13 protein-coding genes and 1 rRNA gene are annotated in these 14,958 nt (G+C 57.7%); all 14 read right to left on the reverse strand.

All coding sequences use genetic code 11. The features are described from left to right. Positions 1 to 200 (reverse strand): 16S ribosomal RNA (locus tag M5J06_RS11680); the annotation flags it as partial. Between the two features lie 635 nt (positions 201 to 835). Further along, positions 836 to 2,095 carry a tyrosine--tRNA ligase gene (gene tyrS / locus M5J06_RS11685; RefSeq protein ID WP_070523122.1) on the reverse strand — a complete coding sequence of 420 codons (1,260 nt, stop codon included), beginning with the start codon at positions 2,093 to 2,095 and terminating at the stop codon, positions 836 to 838. A gap of 75 nt (positions 2,096 to 2,170) precedes the next feature. Further along, positions 2,171 to 2,359: a Trm112 family protein gene (locus M5J06_RS11690; protein ID WP_070523125.1), complete on the reverse strand. Its 189-nt coding sequence runs from the start codon at positions 2,357 to 2,359 to the stop codon at positions 2,171 to 2,173. Positions 2,360 to 2,370: 11 nt separating this feature from the next. Beyond that, a complete protein-coding gene (locus M5J06_RS11695; protein WP_144014970.1) occupies positions 2,371 to 2,970 on the reverse strand; it encodes a hypothetical protein in 600 nt (199 codons plus the stop codon). A gap of 36 nt (positions 2,971 to 3,006) precedes the next feature. Continuing rightward, positions 3,007 to 4,575 carry a vWA domain-containing protein gene (locus M5J06_RS11700; protein ID WP_070529947.1) on the reverse strand — a complete coding sequence of 523 codons (1,569 nt, stop codon included), beginning with the start codon at positions 4,573 to 4,575 and terminating at the stop codon, positions 3,007 to 3,009. Next, positions 4,576 to 5,730 (reverse strand): hypothetical protein, encoded by a 1,155-nt coding sequence (locus M5J06_RS11705; protein ID WP_144675035.1) that lies wholly within the window; start codon positions 5,728 to 5,730, stop codon positions 4,576 to 4,578. It lies immediately after the preceding gene. A 173-nt stretch (positions 5,731 to 5,903) separates the two neighbouring features. Continuing rightward, complete coding sequence (gene ocd, locus M5J06_RS11710; RefSeq protein ID WP_144675037.1) at positions 5,904 to 6,941, reverse strand: ornithine cyclodeaminase; 1,038 nt, start codon at positions 6,939 to 6,941, stop codon at positions 5,904 to 5,906. Positions 6,942 to 6,967: 26 nt separating this feature from the next. After that, positions 6,968 to 8,485: an amino acid permease gene (locus M5J06_RS11715; RefSeq protein WP_250224728.1), complete on the reverse strand. Its 1,518-nt coding sequence runs from the start codon at positions 8,483 to 8,485 to the stop codon at positions 6,968 to 6,970. A gap of 215 nt (positions 8,486 to 8,700) precedes the next feature. Further along, positions 8,701 to 10,125, reverse strand: coding sequence for an argininosuccinate lyase (gene argH, locus M5J06_RS11720; RefSeq protein ID WP_250224729.1), 1,425 nt, complete (start codon positions 10,123 to 10,125; stop codon positions 8,701 to 8,703). Between the two features lie 26 nt (positions 10,126 to 10,151). Then, positions 10,152 to 11,366, reverse strand: coding sequence for an argininosuccinate synthase (locus M5J06_RS11725; RefSeq protein ID WP_070529937.1), 1,215 nt, complete (start codon positions 11,364 to 11,366; stop codon positions 10,152 to 10,154). A 74-nt stretch (positions 11,367 to 11,440) separates the two neighbouring features. Beyond that, the gene (locus M5J06_RS11730; RefSeq protein WP_070529935.1) at positions 11,441 to 11,926 is read right to left on the reverse strand and encodes an arginine repressor; all 486 of its coding nucleotides are present in this window, start codon (positions 11,924 to 11,926) and stop codon (positions 11,441 to 11,443) included. 4 nt (positions 11,927 to 11,930) lie between these two features. Further along, positions 11,931 to 12,848 (reverse strand): ornithine carbamoyltransferase, encoded by a 918-nt coding sequence (gene argF / locus M5J06_RS11735; protein ID WP_144014974.1) that lies wholly within the window; start codon positions 12,846 to 12,848, stop codon positions 11,931 to 11,933. Next, positions 12,845 to 14,023 carry an acetylornithine transaminase gene (locus M5J06_RS11740; RefSeq protein ID WP_250224730.1) on the reverse strand — a complete coding sequence of 393 codons (1,179 nt, stop codon included), beginning with the start codon at positions 14,021 to 14,023 and terminating at the stop codon, positions 12,845 to 12,847. Before M5J06_RS11740 ends, argF begins: the two co-directional genes overlap by 4 nt. Then, entirely contained in the window at positions 14,020 to 14,955 is a 936-nt protein-coding gene (gene argB, locus M5J06_RS11745) for an acetylglutamate kinase (protein ID WP_070523157.1), read from the reverse strand. Before argB ends, M5J06_RS11740 begins: the two co-directional genes overlap by 4 nt. Between the last annotated feature and the right edge of the window lie 3 nt (positions 14,956 to 14,958).

Raw genomic sequence — 14,958 nt, forward strand, 5'->3', positions numbered from 1 at the left:
CCACCACACTAAAGGCAGTTCATATCCGGTATTAGACCCAGTTTCCCAAGCTTATCCCAGAGTGCAAGGCAGATCACCCACGTGTTACTCACCCGTTCGCCACTCGAGTACCCCAGCAAGCTGGGGCCTTTCCGTTCGACTTGCATGTGTTAAGCACGCCGCCAGCGTTCGTCCTGAGCCAGGATCAAACTCTCCACAAAAAAGGCCGTGAAAAGCCCAAACCTAGTCAAAAAGACAAACCACAACAAACAACACCACAAAAAGCAGTGTCACCTGAACTGGCTATCCAAAAATTACATAAAGAAAAAATCTCGAAACCAACCCCCAACCCGACGGGGATAAACAGGGAGTTGGCCTAGTTAGAAGATTTTAAATCATTTACGCCCAAACAACTTATGTTATTTACAATGACGCCGCTAAAGGAAAAGCGCCATCCGGCATACACCAACCGTGATACGCATACGGCGTATCACAGCCACAATGAATAAAATCAACCAACACAAAAAGTACATTGGCACACTATTGAGTTCTCAAACATCATCCGCACACTCAGCGCAATGAATGTTTATCATTCACCGTCTTGAGCGGCTGGAGTTCACACTCTAGTAAACAAGTTTAAACCTTGTCAACTGGGAGTTAATCTCCGTGTCACCAGCGTCTCGCGGCGACTTCGATAAATATACGCACACCCCAAACAAACAACAAATCCCCAGGTATTCATGCTTTTTCGAGCAGTTCTTATCCCGGTTGTGAATCGCATGTACAGAAAACGACGAATCCCGCCGCACAAGGCGGCGGGATAGGCATAGTCTGCTCCGACTAAGAAGACCGGTTGTTAGCTGAGCTTGGCACCGGCGAAGTTCTTCTTTCCTCGTCGCAGAACAAGCCACGAACCGTGAAGCAGATCCGTAGCGTCCGGCTCCCACTCATCAGACTCAATGCGCTTGTTGTTGACGTACGCGCCACCTTCCTTGATGGTGCGTCGGGCAGCGCCCTTCGAATCGGCCAAGCCAGCGGCAACCAACAAATCAACAATGGTTCGCGGCTCCCCTGCGGAAATCTCTGCCACAGTGGTCTCAGACAAGGCACCAGCCAGGGTATTTTCGTCCAAATCAGTGAGCTCAGCTTTGCCGAACAGTGCCTGCGCTGCTAGCTCCACAGCCTTCGTAGCCTCTTCACCGTGCACCAATGTGGTCATCTCCTGGGCCAACCGGCGCTGCGCTTCACGACGGAATGGCTCGTCCGCGACCTTCTGTTCGTAGGAAGCAATCTCTTCCTGATCAAGGAAGGTGAACCAACGCAGGTAATCGATGACCACAGAGTCGCCAGCGTTTAGGAAGTACTGGTACCACGCGTACGGGGACGTTTTCTCCGGATCCAACCACAGCTTTCCGCCACCGGTGGATTTACCGAACTTCTGGCCCTGGGCGTCCGTAACCAACGGAACGGTAAGGCCGTGAACCTTCGCACCGTTGACACGTCGGTTGAGATCCACGCCAGATACGATGTTACCCCACTGGTCGCCACCGCCGATCTGCAGGACACAATTCAGCTCGTTGTGCAGGTGCACGTAGTCGTTGGACTGGAGCAGCATGTAGGAGAACTCAGTGTACGAAATTCCGTCGGACTCCAAGCGACGCTTGACCGTGTCACGGTCCAGCATCGTATTCAAAGAAAAGTTCTTTCCCACGTCGCGCAGGAAGTCAATGACAGACATCTGAGAAGTCCAGTCCGCGTTATTGACCATGGTCGCCGCGTTCTCACCCTCGAAGTCAATGAACTGGCGCAGCTGCTTCTTGATAGCCACCATATTCTCGTTGATGGTCTCCTGCGAAAGCATGGAGCGCTCCCCCACATCCCGCGGGTCGCCGATTTGCCCCGTAGCGCCACCAGCGAGGGCGATTGGGTGATGCCCGGCCTTTTGAAAACGGCGCAGCATAATCATCGGCACCAAGTGGCCCGCGTGCAAGGAGTCACCCGTGGGGTCGAAACCGCAATATAGAGTGATGGGTTCCTCGCAAGCCGCGCGGAGGGCGTCGAGATCTGTGGACTGGTTAATGAGGCCGCGCCACTGCAGCTCATCAATGATGTTCATGGAGGCTCCTTTTACTTCGATTCCGGCTGGACGGGATAAGTGTTCGCAAAGACCACTAAATTCGCGGGATGCGTCTTAGGCATCGTCGTCAGTTGGCGGCCACGGTGTTGCGTGATCGGCCAGCATGACAGGAATACCGTTTTCAATGGGATAGGCCACCCCTAGCCGGTCATTGACCAGTACCTGTTCTTCTTCCAGGTAGTTCAGCGGGCCTTTGTCCTGCGGACACACCAAAATGTCGAGCAGCTTCGGATCAAGACTCATACCCGCCAACCCTACACCTCCTTGGAATCTGCAGAAGGAGTGGTCCCACCAAATTGCAGCTTCAGCGCCATGGAGTGATCCTGCAGGCCACGGACCGAGTTCTGGGCAATGGCGTCACGAATCTCCGTCATCTCTCGATTGAGTATCCCCAGCGCCTCAGTCACCTCTTTGACCGCTGCGGGCTCGTTGAGTTCCGTTACCTCCAAATAGGACTTCACCAAACTGCTCGAGTGCTCCTCAATCATGTCGCGGACAAGGGACTGCTGACTTGGGGCATCATCGAGCCTGTCCCAGTTGTTGAGCACCCACGTTGCCGAGGCGTCGAACTCCGTCCACGCGCGATCTACGGGCGCCGGAATGTCTCGGTGGTGCAGGCTGCAGCGAGTGCTGTTCAGGCTTGTGGTCAGCCGTCCCGCCTCAGACACCGGTGGTGCAGGCAGTTCCCTGTGTCGATTCTCCGGCGGGATGAGGAATCCGGCTGCCGCGCCGCAGCTGGCCGCCACGATAGGCCAAAGGAATCCCAGGCCGCCGCCAGTGAGGAAGTGCAAGGCAGCGACGAGCACCGTCACTACAACTGCGGCAATTACCTTGCGAGGGGTTACGTAGTCCATGGATGCCTGCCTTCCTTGACAATGGAGAATGGTGTTTTACTGATAAGCGCGAATTTCTTCGAAGGCCCCGGCCAGATCACCGTCGATGGCGTTGAAGGTTTTACCGCCGGTGAGTTGGGCTAGCTCCTCCATCTCTTGAACATTGGCTTCACCGTACAAGATGACGAACACCGGGATATCCTTCTTGTCCGGTGGGAGCTGTTCATACGCCTCCTTAAACTGAGCAAAGGTTCGGCCGCGAGTGACCTCACCGTCGGTCATGAGCACCACGGTGCCAATATCGCCGTCGCCAGTGCTCAGCTCATCAAAGGCTTTAAGCACTGAATCGAACGTGGCGGTTTCTCCGTCGGCCTGCAGGTCCTCTACTCGATCCGCCAGTTCTTTGACCGAGCCCATGTTTTCGGTATCCATCACCGCGCGGGTCACTGGCTGAGGTTCGGACGAGTACGGCATGAGCTTGATTTGCTCGCGGTTACGGAAGGCAACCTGGCCTTGTTCCGCGGTATTGCCGTCCGCAGAGCCGTCGATAAGCGGGCGCAAGCTGCTCTTGAGAAGCTCGATACGCTCACCTTGCATAGAACCCGAGGTATCCAGCACAAGAGACGTGTTGCCCGGTTTGCGCAGCTCGTGGGCGAATGCGGCCTCCAGCGCCTGTGCAGTCTTCTCGTTAGCTGGATAAGGAAGCTCGAACATGGTGCCGGGCAGATCGGAATTGTCCACGCGCAGGTGGTAGCTCTTCAGCAGCTGGGGAGAATCACGCAACCAGTCAGCCAACGCCTGCACCTTAGCTTCTGCGTCATCGTCTGGGGAGCTATGAAGGGCCGTGAGTGGATAATCCGCGGAAATGACACCATCGGAAGGAATGACCACTTGTAGGTCTGCGCCTTCGTCCTGGAGCTGATAGAGCACGGATTCGTAGTTAATAATCGCGTCCGCTTGCTCCGGATGCTCGCGGAAGCGATCCGCCAACCATCCCGAGGAGCCAGAGGTGAGCGTCTGATTACCAAACAGGTCTTGGACCTTGTCCGAAGCCTTGTAGATATCCTCCTCCGTTAGCGCTCGGCCAGTGTCCGCGAAAGCGGTGGTGGCCGCAGACAAGGCGGAGAAACCCGAGTTCGACGTTGATGGGTCGGTCATCCCAAAGGTGATACCTGAATCTGAAATCTCCTGCCAGGTCGGCTGCGTGGTGTCCCATCCGTGCTTGCGTGCGATATCCTTATGCACGCCCAACGCCACAGGTGAGCGCGCGACGCTGAATTCCTTTCCCAACTTGCTATCGGCACCAATGATGCGGGCGTAGCGGTTGGTGGCGAACCACGTGGCGTCATAGTGACGATCAAAGGTTCCTTGTTGCAGCGAACGGGAGTTCTCCAACGTGCCTGACTCCGTGGTCATGGTGATATCAAAGCCGAGCTCCTCGGAGGCCTGTTCCAGGACCGGCTCCAGCGGTGCAAGCTCCGTTGCGGCGACAATCTTCAGGTCACCGTCTTGCTCTTGCTCGCTTGAGGTTGAGTCGTCGAGCCAACTGTTTCCACTGACAGCGGAACAAGCAGCAAGAGTCATCATGCACGACACGGCGACGAATGCCTTCAGGGATCGCAACATTCACATCATCCTCTCCGGGAGTTCGTTTCCCGTGATTAATCCCAGCTCTTGCTGAATGGCTTCAATGTCTTGCCAAGACGTGGGACGTTGTTGAGTTGGCAGAGGGAGAGGGCTGTACTCCACGTCGGCGACCAGCTTGTCGAAGATGCTGGTCGGCTCCGTGCGGTATCCCTGCATCGCGGCAACACCTTGAATTGAACGGTCACTCACGGCGGCGGCGAAAGCATCACCTTCCTCCGTTTGCGGGACGACGGTGGAGGTCAGCATTGCCCCTGGGACGAGAGCTAAAGGAGTGTAGTCCTTGAGCTTCGTACTGCCCTCAGAATCTGATTGCTTTAAAAGTTCGGCTACGTACTCGGCTTCGGTGGCCAACACCATGGGCATCTCGCCCTTCCCAAGACGCAGGTAGGTATCAAAAATTCCCTGCGTGCTAGCCTCTCCGTGTCCTTGACCGACGAGTAGTCGCTGCATGGCATCATCACCGCCTGCTCTTTCCCCGACGGAACGAATCAGGGCAGCATACTGCAACGCTGCATTGGATTCGCGGAGGCTGGGAACCGCAACATCGACAACGCGAGGAGATCCAAAAGACGGGCTAATATCGCGCCAGCGTGTGCCTTCCTTTGACATCTCGTTCAGTTTTGCAAGATCGAGGGACTTGTTACCGCCGTTGTCAACCACCAAGCCTTGAGATTCCATATCACCCACCAAATCCGTATAGACCAGTGCGATGAGTGGCGTAGAGAATGCAACCACCGAGCCGGGGTCGGCCCCAGTGATGGTCGTGGATTTATCCTTCGTCTCAGCAACACGTGCCGCGCCATCCACGACGGGCATGACGAAGTCATAGTCAGGGTCGGGCCTGCTAGCAATCTCTACCAAGTCCTGGGGCGAGAAAACGTCATACGTCACCGAGATGCCAACCTCTGCAAATACTTGTTGCTGCTCCGCGGCTTTAAAAAACTCCTCATCTTCCGGACTGATGGCACCCTTCACGTGGAGGAGGTCGCGATGCGAGGAGGGCGAACTGGGAAAGCTAAAGCTGGGCATCGAAATCCAGCCACGCCCCACGACCACAGAGACGATAGCGACAACCAGGAAGGCGAGGGCTGCGATAACTGACTTCTTTCGTCCACCCGGCTGTGCGCTACTCATGACCTAAATCATAAAAGGCACTCCGCCATGGTGCTCGACTTACCGATCGCGCACCCCCGATGCAGTCCCCCGCTGCTGCTATCCGAAAGCGGTTGCCTTAATAAGAACTGCAGAGATCAATGCGGCCACAGCGGGACAGAGAAAAGGGCGGCGACTCTGTCCCGACCATTGGGCTAAAGAAGCGAAGGCACGTTCGCGACCAATGAGAAGAGATCCTTAGGATCCTCCGGGTTGGCAATGATATCGATCTCTGACTCTAAATCAGTACCCCTTACAGAATCACGAAGGTAGCGAAGGGCAGAAAAGTCATTGATGGCGAATCCGACATCGTCGAAAAGCGTGATCTGGTCATCGCTTTCGCGGCCCGTCGCCTGCCCAGTAAGTACCTGGTAGAACTCGACCACTGGAAAGTCTGCCGGCTTCTGCTGAATCTCGCCCTCGATGCGCGTCTGTTCTGGGAACTCAACAAAGACCTTGGACTTGTCCAAGATAGAGCTCTCGAGTTCGGTCTTGCCCGGGCAGTCACCACCGACCGCATTGAGGTGCACGCCAGGCGCGACGTGATGCTCGGCCAAGATTTGGTTCTGGGCCTTATCTGCCGTGCAGGTGGTGATGATGTCGGCGCCCTGTACGGCTTCATCAACACTCGAGCAGGCTGTGATGTTGAATCCCAATGGCTCCAAGTTTCGCTGGAACTTTTCTACTGCCTTCGGGTCAATGTCATAAATAGCGATGTCATCGATCCCCATTACACCGCGGAATGCAAGGGCCTGGAACTCTGACTGCGAGCCAGCCCCCACCATGGCCTTACGCGTCGAGTCTTTTCGGGCTAGGTGCTTTGCCACCATGGCGGAGGTCGCCGCCGTGCGCAGCGCCGTAAGCAAAGTCATTTCGGCCTCGAACGTGGGATAACCGTTGTCGACGTCAGCAAGCACGCCAAAAGCAGTTACCGTCTGAAAGCCACGTGCGGGGTTCGAAGGATGACCGTTGACGTACTTGAAGGAGTACTCCTTGCCATTGGAGGTAGGCATGAGTTCGATGACGCCGAACGGGGTGTGAGAAGCCACGCGTGCGATTTTGTCGAATCGCTCCCATTCGCGGTAGTCCGCCTCAAGGTAGTCCACCATTCCGATAATGATGTTTTCTACTCCCTCACGCTGTATCCAGCGCGCCATATTCTCTACATCTACGAATTTGACAGCATGGTTCATTGCAATCTCCGATCTTGATCCTTGTGTTAATTCTTCGGGTGAAGGTCCGTCTGCGGCGCGGCTGGGAAGCGCGAGGTGGGAAGGTGCTTGGCCTTCCTCTCCGCCGCGATGGTGTAGATACGCTCACGCCAGGCAAACCACATGGCAGCGAACACCGGAATGAGAAGCAGCGTAGAGGCCAGAGCGAAGGTTCCGATCGGGTAATCAAAAGCCATAAGGATAATGACCACCGCGATGAAGGCAAGCACAGACCAATCACCTGCTTGGCCGAAGGGCGAGCGATAATTTGGACGGGTATAGCGCCCCTTCTTTGCCAGGTGCACAAATTTGATGTGCGACATGGCCACGGCGGCCCACGACGCCAACGTGCCCAGCGCGGCCAAATTCAACACGATTTCGAATGCCATCTCGGGCACCACATAGTTAAGAAACACACCAGCGAGACCGACGAAGGCGGCCATCACGATGCCTCCATAAGGAACGCCAGATTTGGACATGCGGGCACCGAATTTGGGCCCTGAGCCAGCAGTAGACATGTTGTACATGATGCGGCCCGTCGAATACAGACCGGCATTCAATGAGGAAATCGCAGCGGTGATTACCACCAGCTGGAAGATAGGCGCAGCATAACCTGCGCCAAGTGACTCAAAAAAGGTCACGAATGGCGATACTTCTGTGACGTAGGTGGTGTAGGGCAATACCAGGGTCAGCAGCAGCACGCTGCCGAAATAGAAGACCACGATACGGAATAGAACACTATTCACCGCACGCGGAATATGCTTTTCGACGTCCTTTGTCTCACCCGACGTGGTACCTACCAACTCGATGCCTGCATAGGCAAAGACAACGCCCTGGATGACAATTACTGCAGGCAACAGGCCATTAGGAAGCCAACCACCGGCATCAGCGATAAGGCTAAATCCGGTGGGGCCACCGTTGGGGTGGCCCAGAATGACCACCCCAACGGCCACCACCATGAAGACCAGGAGGGCAATGATCTTGATCATGGAGAACCAATACTCCAGCTCGCCAAAGATCTTTACCGAGAGCATGTTGAACAAGAGGATGCTGCACACAACGCCAAGGGCTAGCACCCACTGCGGGACGGCGTCCAACCACGAGGTGTACTGACCAAACCATTTGATATAGATGGCCACGGCCGTGCCATCTGCGACTAAGGTGGCAGCCCAGTTTCCCCAGTAGAGCCAGCCGGTGACAAAAGCGGTCTTCTCGCCGTAGAACTCACGGGCATAAGAAACGAAAGAGCCAGAACTTGGGCGGTACACGATGAGTTCGCCGAGCGAGCGCAGGATGATATAGCCGAAGAATCCGCACACCAAATACAAAACAGCGAGGAAGGGCCCCGCCGTTTGCAACCGGCCACCGGTGCCGAGCAAGAGCCCGGTGCCGATAGCTGAACCGATGGCGATCATCTGAAGCTGACGGTTGCTCATCCCCTTCCGCAGTCCGTGATCTTCCGAGGCATAGACCGCTTTCTCTATTTCGTGCGACTCCGTGTTCGGTGGCCGAAGTAGTTCAGTCATCAGGGAGATAGTCCTTTCCGCGTTAAGAACGTGCCTTTGCTTCACATTCCCTAATGAAACGTTATAGCAACCTAATGAGATCCCCATCACCATCCGCCCCCCACAGTGCTCCACGGCACATACGCACGCAGCCAAAACGAGCGGCCTCCCCTACCCCCGCACACAAAAGAACCGCATGGCCGAAAGCGGCCATGCGGTGACAGAGCTTGTTGAGACTAGCGCAGTGGAGTTTCTGCCCACTTCCGCGCGGCAGCAGCGCACTCACGAACCTTTTCACGCTGCTCCGCCACACGCACACCAGCGGTGCCGCCCTTGGTAGAACGTGAGGCCACTGCCCCATCGATGGTGAGAACTACACGAACCTCGGGGAGCAAGCGCTTATCGACGCCCGCCAACTCCTCATCCGTGAGGTCTACCAAGTCAACACCCCGAGCTTCCGCAATTTGCACGCAAGCACCGGAGGCCTCGTGCGCTTCGCGGAAGGGAACGCCCTGGCGCACCATCCACTCGGCCAAATCAGTAGCCAAAGTAAAGCCGCGAGGGGCGAGCTCGCGCATGCGATCCTCGTGGAAGGTCAGGGTCTCAATAAGGCCGGTCATAGCCGGTAGCAGCAGGTTGAGCTGTGCTACCGAATCCACGATGGGTTCCTTATCTTCCTGCAGGTCACGGTTGTAAGCCAGAGGCTGCGCCTTCAACGTGGAGAGCAATCCGGTGAGGTTGCCGATGAGACGTCCCGTCTTGCCACGGGTCAGCTCCGGAACGTCCGGATTCTTCTTTTGCGGCATGATCGAAGAGCCAGTAGACCAGGCATCGTCCAGAGTGACGTAGCCATACTCTGGAGTGCACCAGTAGATGATCTCCTCGGAAAGACGGGACATATCGACGGCAATCTGAGTAAGGACGAAGGCCGTTTCAGAAGCAAAGTCACGCGCTGCCGTTCCATCCAGAGAGTTCTCTGCGGAGGAATCAAAGCCGAGCTCCTCCGCAATGGCTTCCGGGTCCAAGTGCAGCGAAGAGCCGGCGAGCGCACCCGAGCCATAAGGTGACACAGCCAGGCGCTTATCCAGATCCTGAAGGCGCTCAATATCACGCAGCAACGGCTGCGCGTGAGCGAGCAGTTCGTGTGCCAACAAGACCGGCTGCGCTGCCTGGGAGTGGGTCTTACCCGGCATGATCGCATCCGGGTGAGCTTCGGCTTGACCAGCCAAGGCCTCCACCAAGTCAGTGACCTGGAGTGCGATATCGCGAATGGCGTCACGAATCCACATCCGGAACAGGGTGGCTACCTGGTCGTTACGGGAGCGGCCGGCACGCAAGCGCCCGCCTACCTCGGGGCCAACGATGTCGATAAGCCCGCGTTCCATGGCCCCGTGCACGTCCTCGTCGGTCGGCAGCGGCCCAAACTCGCCGGAGGCAACCTTCTCCCCCAGCTCACTGAGCCCAGAGAGCATGGTGTCCAAGTCGGCGTCGGAAAGCAGGCCCGCCTTGTGCAGTACCTTGGCATGAGCCTTGGAGGCTAGCACGTCATAGGGCGCCAGCACCCAGTCGAAGTGGGTAGATACGGACAGGGCAAACATCGCCTCGGAGGGGCCGCCCGAAAAGCGGCCGCCCCACAGCGCACCTTCATTGGTCTTGTGCATCGATTCCTTACCTTGGCTTAGTTGTTCTACTTGCCCGTGGGGAAACCGCCGTCGCGGTCACGCTGGTTGGAGATTTGCGTCGACAGGCCGTGCAGCTGGACAAAGCCCTTGGCAGCGGTCTGGTCGAAGGTATCACCGGTGTCATAAGTGGCCAGGTCGAAGGAGTACAGGGACTGGCCCGAACGGCGGCCATTTACGGTGGCGGTACCAGCATGCAGAACCATGCGGATATCGCCGGTGACGTTCTCCTGGGTGGACTCGGTGAAGGCATCCAACGAGCGCTTCAGCGGAGAGAACCAGAGGCCGTCGTAGACCTCCTCGGACCAGCGGGCGTCGGTAAGGCGCTTGTAGCGAGCCAACTCGCGCTCCACAGTGACATCTTCGAGTGCCTCGTGGGCCTTGATGAGCACCATGGCGCCCGGTGCCTCGTAGACCTCGCGGGACTTAATACCCACCAGGCGGTCTTCCACCATGTCGAGGCGGCCAATGCCCTGGGCGCCAGCACGGCGGTTGAGCTCCTCGATAGCCTGCAGGACGGTAACCGGCTTGCCGTCGATGGCGGTGGGCACACCCTTATCGAAGGTGATGGTCACCTCATCCGGGGCATTGCCCAGATCCGGCTGCTCGGTGTAGGCGTAGAGATCCTTTGTCGGCGGGTTCCACAGGTCCTCCAGGAAGCCAGTCTCTACCGCGCGGCCCCAGACATTCTGGTCAATGGAGAACGGGGAGGCAGCGGACTGCTCGATGGGAAGGTTGATTTCCTCGGCGAAGGCGATGGCCTTGTCGCGGGTCCAGGCATAGTCACGCGCGGGAGCAATGATTTCCAGGGTGGGATCCAGCGCGCGGAAGGAAACCTCGAAACGCACCTGGTCATTACCCTTGCCGGTGCAGCCGTGGGATACGTGAGTACCACCGTGCGCCTGGGCCGCCTCGACCAGGTGCTTGACGATGAGCGGACGGGAAATAGCAGACACCAGTGGGTACTGCTTCATGTACATACCGTTCGCCTTAATGGTGGGCAGGCAGTACTCTTCGGCAAACTCATCCTTAGCGTCAACCACGATGGACTCGACGGCACCGCAGTCAAGAGCGCGCTGACGCACGGAGTCCATATCCTCGCCGCCCTGACCCAGATCAAGGGACACGGCGATAACCTCGCCACCGGTCATCTTGGCCAGGTAGGGAATGGCGACGGATGTATCCAGACCGCCAGAGTAGGCAAGCACAACGCGTGCAGTCATAGTATTTGCTCCTTTAAGACAAACAGGTGCTAAAAATCGAACTGATTTATATTATACAGACTTACGTATAAATGTTAAATGCTGCGGTTGGTGAGCTTCTCCGCCAGCTCCCGGCCCCCTAATCCCTCACGGGCGAGGACGAAGATGGTGTCATCGCCCGCGATGCAACCGACGACATCCGGCAAGCCCACGCGGTCGATGAAAGATGCCAAATACTGCGCGGCACCCGCGGGGGTGCGCAACATCGCAATATTGCCGGAGTAGTCATGCGACACCACGAGCTCATCGAGCATGCGGCGTAGCTTCTCACGCGGACCGTTGAGTTGGTCTTCGAACTGCTCCAGCTCGCCGCCGACAACGTAGAAGGAACGGCCACCATCGCGTTTTACCTTTTTAGCGCCCAGCTCGTCGAGGTCACGCGACAACGTAGCTTGCGTGATGTCAATTCCCTCATCAAGCAAAAGCTCAGAGAGTTGAACTTGGCTCGTGACCCGCGTGCGATCGAGTATCTCCAGAATCTTGGCCTGGCGGGCATTGCGCGTAGTTGGGGTCGTCGTCATTCGTCTACTTCTCCTCCTGAGCTGCAAGAAGCCACACGAGTAGCGCCTTCTGTGCGTGGAGGCGGTTCTCCGCCTCGTCGAAAACGCGGGATTGTGGTCCGTCAATGACCTCTGCAGTTACTTCATTGCCGCGGTAAGCAGGCAAGCAGTGCAGGAAGATCGCCCCTTCCTTGGCGCGTGCCATGACTTCCGAGGTGACCTGGTAGGGCAGGAACGGGGTCCGGCGGTCCTTGCCATCATCTTCCTGGCCCATCGACACCCACGTATCGGTGATGACAACATCGGCGCCGTCGACGCCGTCGAGGGAATCGGTCACGGTCACCGTGCCACGCTTGCGTGCGCGTTCCACAAACTCCGGCTGCGGCTGGAAACCTTCCGGCGCAACAATCGTCATCTCCATGCCCGCGGTTGCAAAACCCAGCATGTAGGAGTTGGCCATGTTGTTATTGCCATCGCCGAGGTAGACGGCCTTAAGGCCGGTCAGCTCGCCAAAATTCTCGCGGCAGGTCACCAAATCCGCCAGGATCTGGCACGGGTGCAGGTCATCGGACAGAGCGTTGACGATGGGTACCGTCGCGGTTTCAGCCATCTCTAGCAGGTTTTGGTGTGCGTAGGTGCGCCAGACAATTGCCTCGACAAACCGGGAGAGAACAGCAGCGGTGTCCTGGTACGTCTCGCCTTTGCCCATCTGCGTGGACTTTGTCTCCGTGACGATGGCGTGCCCGCCCAGGTGAGCAATTCCCGCCTCGAAGGAGAATCGCGTGCGCGTCGACGTCTTGTCGAAAAGAACCGCGACCGACTTCGGGCCTTCCAGCGGACGCTCGGAGAAGGGGTCCTTCTTCAGCTTCAAGGCAAGGTCCAAGACCTCTGCTTGTTCCTCCGGTGTGAGGTCGTCATCTGCCAAGAAATGGCGCACGCTCATCCTATTTCCTCCAGTACCTTATGCAGGCGATCGATTGCTTGCGTGAGTTCCTCATCGGTGATCACCAACGGCGGGGTCAAGCGCAAGACCTCGCTGCTTGGGGCATTGAGGATGAGACCGTGGTCCAAGCCTGCAGCCACAACGTCCTTAGCCACCGATTTATTTAATACAACACCTAGCATAAGCCCTCGGCCCCGCACAGACTGCACCGCCGGGATTTTGGCCACCTCACTGCGCAGCCACTCCCCCTTTCGGGCGACGTCGGCGAGGAAGGGGGCGTCGACAAGCTCCAGCACCGTTGCGGCCGCCGCGCAGGAGACGGGATTTCCGCCAAACGTCGTGCCGTGGGAACCCGGGGTGAAGAGATCCTTAGCCTGTCCACGGGCAATGGTGGCGCCGATCGGCATACCCGCGCCCAAGCCCTTAGCCATGGTGATGACGTCTGGAAGAACGCCCTCATGTTGGAAGGCAAAGAAATCGCCGGTGCGCCCCACACCAGTTTGAACCTCATCGACAATCATGAGGATGCCGTGCTTGGTGCAGAGCTCCCTCACGGCACGCAGGAATCCATCGGGCGCTGGAATCACACCGGTCTCCCCTTGGATGGGTTCCAGAATGATGGCAGCGGTATCTTCCGGGTTCTGTTCCACCAAGGTGGTCAAGTAGTCAATGTCACCGTAGGTATAGAACTCCACCCCGCCCGGGAAAGGTTCGAAAGCCTTGCGCTTGGCAGGTTGCCCGGTCATGGCGAGAGAGCCCATCGTCCTGCCATGGAAACCGTGGTGCGCGGCGAGGATGCGGCGGCGGCCGGTCAAGCGTGCCAGCTTAAAGGCAGCCTCATTGGCTTCCGCCCCGGAGTTTGAGAAGAAGACACGGGCCTCGCTATCCCCCACCTTCTCCAGGAGTTTGCCCGCAGCCTCGACGACGGGTTTGCTAGCAAAGAGGTTGGAGACATGTCCAACGGTCGCCACCTGGGCGCTGACCGCCTCGACGATGGCCGGGTGGGCATAGCCCAGCGAGTTCACAGCAATGCCGGCGAGCATATCGATGTATTCTTTACCGTCTTCATCGGTCACCGTGGCGCCCTTGCCGGACACGATGGCCACGGGTGGGGTGCCGTAGGTGTTGCTTAACACCTCTCCCCACCGTTGCGTCAGTGTGGTCTGCGCGGTCATTTCTTATCGTCCTTCCTAAAGATCGTGCCTTCTGGGTAGTCCTCACGGTTGTAATCATTGGGCAGCACCATCGTGCCGATGCCGCCCGTAGTGAGCAGCTCTAGTAGCACGGCGTGGGCGATACGCCCGTCGATGACGTGGGCGGCGCTCACATCTCCCTCGACAGCCATAAGGCAGGACTCCATCTTCGGAATCATGCCCGAATCCAGGCCTGGGAGCAGGGCTTTGAGTTTGTCGACCTCAATTTTCGACACCAGTGAATCGCGATTGGGCCAGTCGGTGTACAGGCCCTCCACATTGGTGAGGATGACAAGGCGCTCAGCACCCAGTGCTCGTGCCAATGCACCGGCTGCGATATCCGCGTTGATGTTGTAGACCTCGCCGTCATTTCCGGGAGCGATAGTCGAGACCACTGGAATGCGTCCAGCCTCGATGATGTCCATGACGGCGGAGGGATCGACGCTGACGATGTCTCCCACCATGCCGATATCGGTGGGCTCGCCGTCGACGTCGACAAACCGCTTGCGGGCTTTAAACAGACCCGCGTCCTCACCGGAGGTTCCCACGGCGTAGGGACCGTGGGAGTTGATGAGATTCACCAGACCGCGACCCACCTGGCCGAAAAGAACCATGCGAACCACATCCATGATTTCCGGGGTGGTCACGCGGAAACCGCCCTTGAATTCTCCTTCAATGCCCAGCTTGCCCAGCATCTCATTGATCTGCGGGCCCCCGCCGTGCACCACCACGGGCTTAGCGCCCACGGTGCGCAGGAAAACCATGTCGGCGGCGAAGGCGGCCTTGAGCGAGTCATCCACCATCGCGTTGCCACCGTACTTCACGACGACGATCTTGTCGCGGTAGTGCTGCAGCCACGGCAAGGCTTCCGCGAGCACAGTAGCGCGGTCTACATTGCTGAGTCCCTGAATCATCTT

This window comes from Corynebacterium intestinale, from assembly GCF_023574125.1.
GTDB classification, from domain to species: Bacteria; Actinomycetota; Actinomycetes; order Mycobacteriales; family Mycobacteriaceae; genus Corynebacterium; species Corynebacterium hesseae.

Excerpts from the sequence above, each read along its gene's own strand:
- argH (WP_250224729.1), bottom strand. The coding sequence starts at position 10,125 with ATGCACAAGACCAATGAAGGTGCGCTGTGGGGCGGCCGCTTTTCGGGC.
- M5J06_RS11695 (WP_144014970.1), bottom strand. The coding sequence starts at position 2,970 with ATGGACTACGTAACCCCTCGCAAGGTAATTGCCGCAGTTGTAGTGACG.
- tyrS (WP_070523122.1), bottom strand. The coding sequence starts at position 2,095 with ATGAACATCATTGATGAGCTGCAGTGGCGCGGCCTCATTAACCAGTCC.
- M5J06_RS11715 (WP_250224728.1), bottom strand. The coding sequence starts at position 8,485 with ATGACTGAACTACTTCGGCCACCGAACACGGAGTCGCACGAAATAGAG.
- M5J06_RS11730 (WP_070529935.1), bottom strand. The coding sequence starts at position 11,926 with ATGACGACGACCCCAACTACGCGCAATGCCCGCCAGGCCAAGATTCTG.
- M5J06_RS11740 (WP_250224730.1), bottom strand. The coding sequence starts at position 14,023 with ATGACCGCGCAGACCACACTGACGCAACGGTGGGGAGAGGTGTTAAGC.
- M5J06_RS11705 (WP_144675035.1), bottom strand. The coding sequence starts at position 5,730 with ATGAGTAGCGCACAGCCGGGTGGACGAAAGAAGTCAGTTATCGCAGCC.
- argF (WP_144014974.1), bottom strand. The coding sequence starts at position 12,848 with ATGAGCGTGCGCCATTTCTTGGCAGATGACGACCTCACACCGGAGGAA.
- ocd (WP_144675037.1), bottom strand. The coding sequence starts at position 6,941 with ATGAACCATGCTGTCAAATTCGTAGATGTAGAGAATATGGCGCGCTGG.
- M5J06_RS11700 (WP_070529947.1), bottom strand. The coding sequence starts at position 4,575 with ATGTTGCGATCCCTGAAGGCATTCGTCGCCGTGTCGTGCATGATGACT.
- argB (WP_070523157.1), bottom strand. The coding sequence starts at position 14,955 with ATGATTCAGGGACTCAGCAATGTAGACCGCGCTACTGTGCTCGCGGAA.
- M5J06_RS11725 (WP_070529937.1), bottom strand. The coding sequence starts at position 11,366 with ATGACTGCACGCGTTGTGCTTGCCTACTCTGGCGGTCTGGATACATCC.
- M5J06_RS11690 (WP_070523125.1), bottom strand. The coding sequence starts at position 2,359 with ATGAGTCTTGATCCGAAGCTGCTCGACATTTTGGTGTGTCCGCAGGAC.